This is a genomic window from Streptomyces sp. NPDC057474, assembly GCF_042802555.1.
Taxonomy (GTDB): Bacteria; Actinomycetota; Actinomycetes; order Streptomycetales; family Streptomycetaceae; genus Streptomyces.
The window spans coordinates 1-2,871 of sequence record NZ_JBHVDX010000447.1; the positions used below are offsets into that span (position 1 = coordinate 1).

4 protein-coding genes are annotated in these 2,871 nt (G+C 69.7%); 2 read left to right on the plus strand and 2 right to left on the minus strand.

Annotation, left to right across the window (positions count from 1 at the left end):
- Positions 1–128: 128 nt before the first annotated feature.
- Positions 129–434 carry a hypothetical protein gene (locus tag ACFU53_RS47470; protein ID WP_384006724.1) on the minus strand — a complete coding sequence of 102 codons (306 nt, stop codon included), beginning with the start codon at positions 432–434 and terminating at the stop codon, positions 129–131.
- 355 nt (positions 435–789) lie between these two features.
- On the opposite strand from ACFU53_RS47470, the gene ACFU53_RS47475 reads away from it, so the two are divergent.
- Positions 790–1,656 carry a bifunctional DNA primase/polymerase gene (locus ACFU53_RS47475; RefSeq protein WP_384006727.1) on the plus strand — a complete coding sequence of 289 codons (867 nt, stop codon included), beginning with the start codon at positions 790–792 and terminating at the stop codon, positions 1,654–1,656.
- Between the two features lie 334 nt (positions 1,657–1,990).
- Positions 1,991–2,353: a hypothetical protein gene (locus tag ACFU53_RS47480; RefSeq protein WP_384006730.1), complete on the plus strand. Its 363-nt coding sequence runs from the start codon at positions 1,991–1,993 to the stop codon at positions 2,351–2,353.
- Between the two features lie 34 nt (positions 2,354–2,387).
- Here the strand turns inward: ACFU53_RS47480 and ACFU53_RS47485 are convergent, their stop codons facing one another.
- Positions 2,388–2,597 carry an antitoxin gene (locus tag ACFU53_RS47485; RefSeq protein WP_384006733.1) on the minus strand — a complete coding sequence of 70 codons (210 nt, stop codon included), beginning with the start codon at positions 2,595–2,597 and terminating at the stop codon, positions 2,388–2,390.
- Positions 2,598–2,871 lie beyond the last annotated feature (274 nt).

Genomic DNA, 2,871 nt, shown 5'->3' on the forward strand with positions numbered 1-2,871 from the left:
CCGCACAGGCGTGTCACACCCCACAAACATGCCCACACGTCCTGCACCCGAGGGTCGGACCTCGTCGCCTCAGGGCCGGGGCGACCTCATCCGCCCACCCCCGGGACCCCGGCCCGCCCTCGCTCGGCTCACCAGAGGTTGGTGAAGCTGACGACGGCGTTCTTCTGGTCGATGGCCGTGAGGCCGGAGCCGTTGACCTGGGCGGTGTTGTTCTGGTTCGAGGCACCCGAGCCGTTCGCCTGCTGCTGCGAGGTCGACGAGTTGCCGTTGTTGTCGTGGCCGACACCGCTGCCGACGATGTTCGCCACGCCGGCGTTCGATCCGTTGTCCGCGATGGCGCCGTTGTCGGCCGTCGCGACGCCGGTGAAAAGGGCGGCGGCGAGCGGGAGCGCCGAGACGGCGGCGAGAGCGCGGGCGGTACGGATGCTTGCCATGTGCATTTCCTTCAAGGCCTTCGCACAAGTCCGGGTTGCCCCGAGGCAGTTGGCCGACCGCTCGGAGCTGGTCTTTGACGTCGCGAATCAAGAGTTGCCCACCGAATCTCCGGCGAACCAGCCCGGAAGCCCCTATTCCCCCTGAAGCATGATGACAAGTCGATAAACCCCCTTGAATCAAGGAACTACCAGCTCAGGCGCGATGAGCCCATCAAGCGGCAGCAAGATCAAGCGGCACAAGGGGCGAAGCGCTCCGGCGCATTTCCAGCCACCGGCCGCGAACGGGCCTCCGGCGAGCCGAAAGCGCACCCCGAATCCCCTTCCCTTTATCGAACACTCGTACGAATATAGAAGTATGGCCACCACTGACCGGCAGGCCGGCACCCTGGCCCTGGCGCACGCCCTCTCCGCCGCCGAACGCGGACTGGCGGTGATCCCCCTATCCCGCTCAAAACTCCCGGCCCTGCGCTCCCCCCACCGAGACGACCCGCCTCCATCTCCTTGTCACGGCGAGTGCGGCCGCTTCGGCCACGGCGTCCACGACGCCTCCACCGACCCCCGCCGCGTCCGCGAACTCTTCTCCGCCGCCCCCTGGTCCACCGGCTACGGCATCGCCTGCGGCCTCCACCCCCACCACCTGATCGGCGTCGACCTCGACACGAAATCCGGTACGGACTCCTCGGCGGCCCTCCGCGAACTGGCCCTGCGCCACCTGTTCACGATCCCCGAGACAGTCGTCGTCCTGACGCCCAGCGGCGGCCGCCACCTCTGGCTCACCGGCCCGCCCGACGTCGTCGTCCCCAACTCCGCGAGCCGACTCGCCCCCGGCATCGACATCCGCGGCGCCGGCGGCTACCTCGTCGGCCCCGGCTCCCGCACCGACCACGGCGTCTACGGCACGGCCCCCGGCACCTCCCACCTCCCCCCGGCCCCCTGCCCACCGGCCCTGCTCCGCCTCCTGCTGCCACCGGCGCGCACGAGCCCCTCGGGCTCGACCGGCGGCCACGGCCACGGCCACGGGCTGGTCCACTTCGTCCTGACCGCCCAGGAGGGTCAACGCAACACCCGCCTCTTCTGGGCGGCTTGCCGCGCGTACGAGAACGGCCTCGGCCCCGAACTGACGAACGCCCTGGTCGAGGCCGCCGTACGCACGGGCCTCACGGAACGGGAGGCAAGGTCGACGATCGCTTCGGCGGCGCGGATGTCGGGGCGGGGGGTGTGAAGGCGGGGACGGGTACTCGGGGACGTCCTGGGCACACGCCGAGCGACCACCCGGGCGGAGCTCGGTGCCACGCCGGCCGACCGCTCGGAGTCGGCCCAGGCCAAGCCGGCCGACCGCTCGGAGTCGGCCCAGGCGCGCTACGGCCGAGTTGGCGGATTCTCGCCCTCGACCGCCCTCCGCCTCCCGCAGCCCCCTCGCACGGACGACCGGTGCCCGCGTTTCCGGGCGCCGGTCGTTGGAAGAAGTGATCGTGGACGGGTCTTGGACCGGTCGGGGGCTGGTCGGGGGCTGGTCGCGGACCGGCCGCGGGGAACAACCGCTCTGGAGGGCCAGGTTGGACAAGGAACAGCGCCAGGAACTGCTCGCCGAGGTCCAGGTGGAACGGGACCGGCTGCTTCCGCTCCGCGCGGAAGCGACACAGACCACGATCGAACTGATGCGGACGAGCACGGGCCACGTCTCGGAACCCGATCTCGTGCCCTACCTGAACCTGGCGTATCTCCTGACGGTCAGACGCGCCTACGGAGACGACCAACTCCTGGCCTTCGCGCTCTCCTTGGCGAACTGGGCGGTGGTCGCCATCGACGAAGTGGCGAAGTCCACCGGCCGCACCGCGGAACAGGTCATCGACCAGTACGAGACGGAGATCATCGCGGCACGGGAGGCGGCCGCGGCCGACGAGAACGAGCTGGACTGACGGCCCTGTCGGCCGCGGCATCACCACGGCACCACTACCGAGGCGGGTCCTCGCGGCCGGTGTCGGTCTGCCCTGTCTGTTCCGAGCCCATCTGCTTCCTGAGCCGCTCCTGCGCCGAGTCGACCTGGCCGCTGTACTTCCCCTGCGTCCTCCCGTCGACGAAGTCACCCGCCTTGTCGACGCCCTGCCCGGCCTGCTCCTCATGGCCCTTCAACATCTGCTTGAGCTTGTCCATCACAGACATAGCGGCTCCTTCCACCGTTTACACCGTCCCCACCAGAATCAGCGCCCCTCCCACAGACCGCATCTCGTAGCCCCGCCGCACACGGCAAAGGGGCACCCCAGAACCGGGCACCCCTTCTGACCAGCAATTTCATGCTACGGCGCCTTGCCAGGACACGGCGACCGCCACGATGACGGCTAAGACCGACCGGCAAATGGATCACTTGAGGCGTCGGGTGGTGGGCCGGCCGTCCCAGCGGTAGCGGCTCGTCGCCCGTCGGATGAGCATGCGGAGC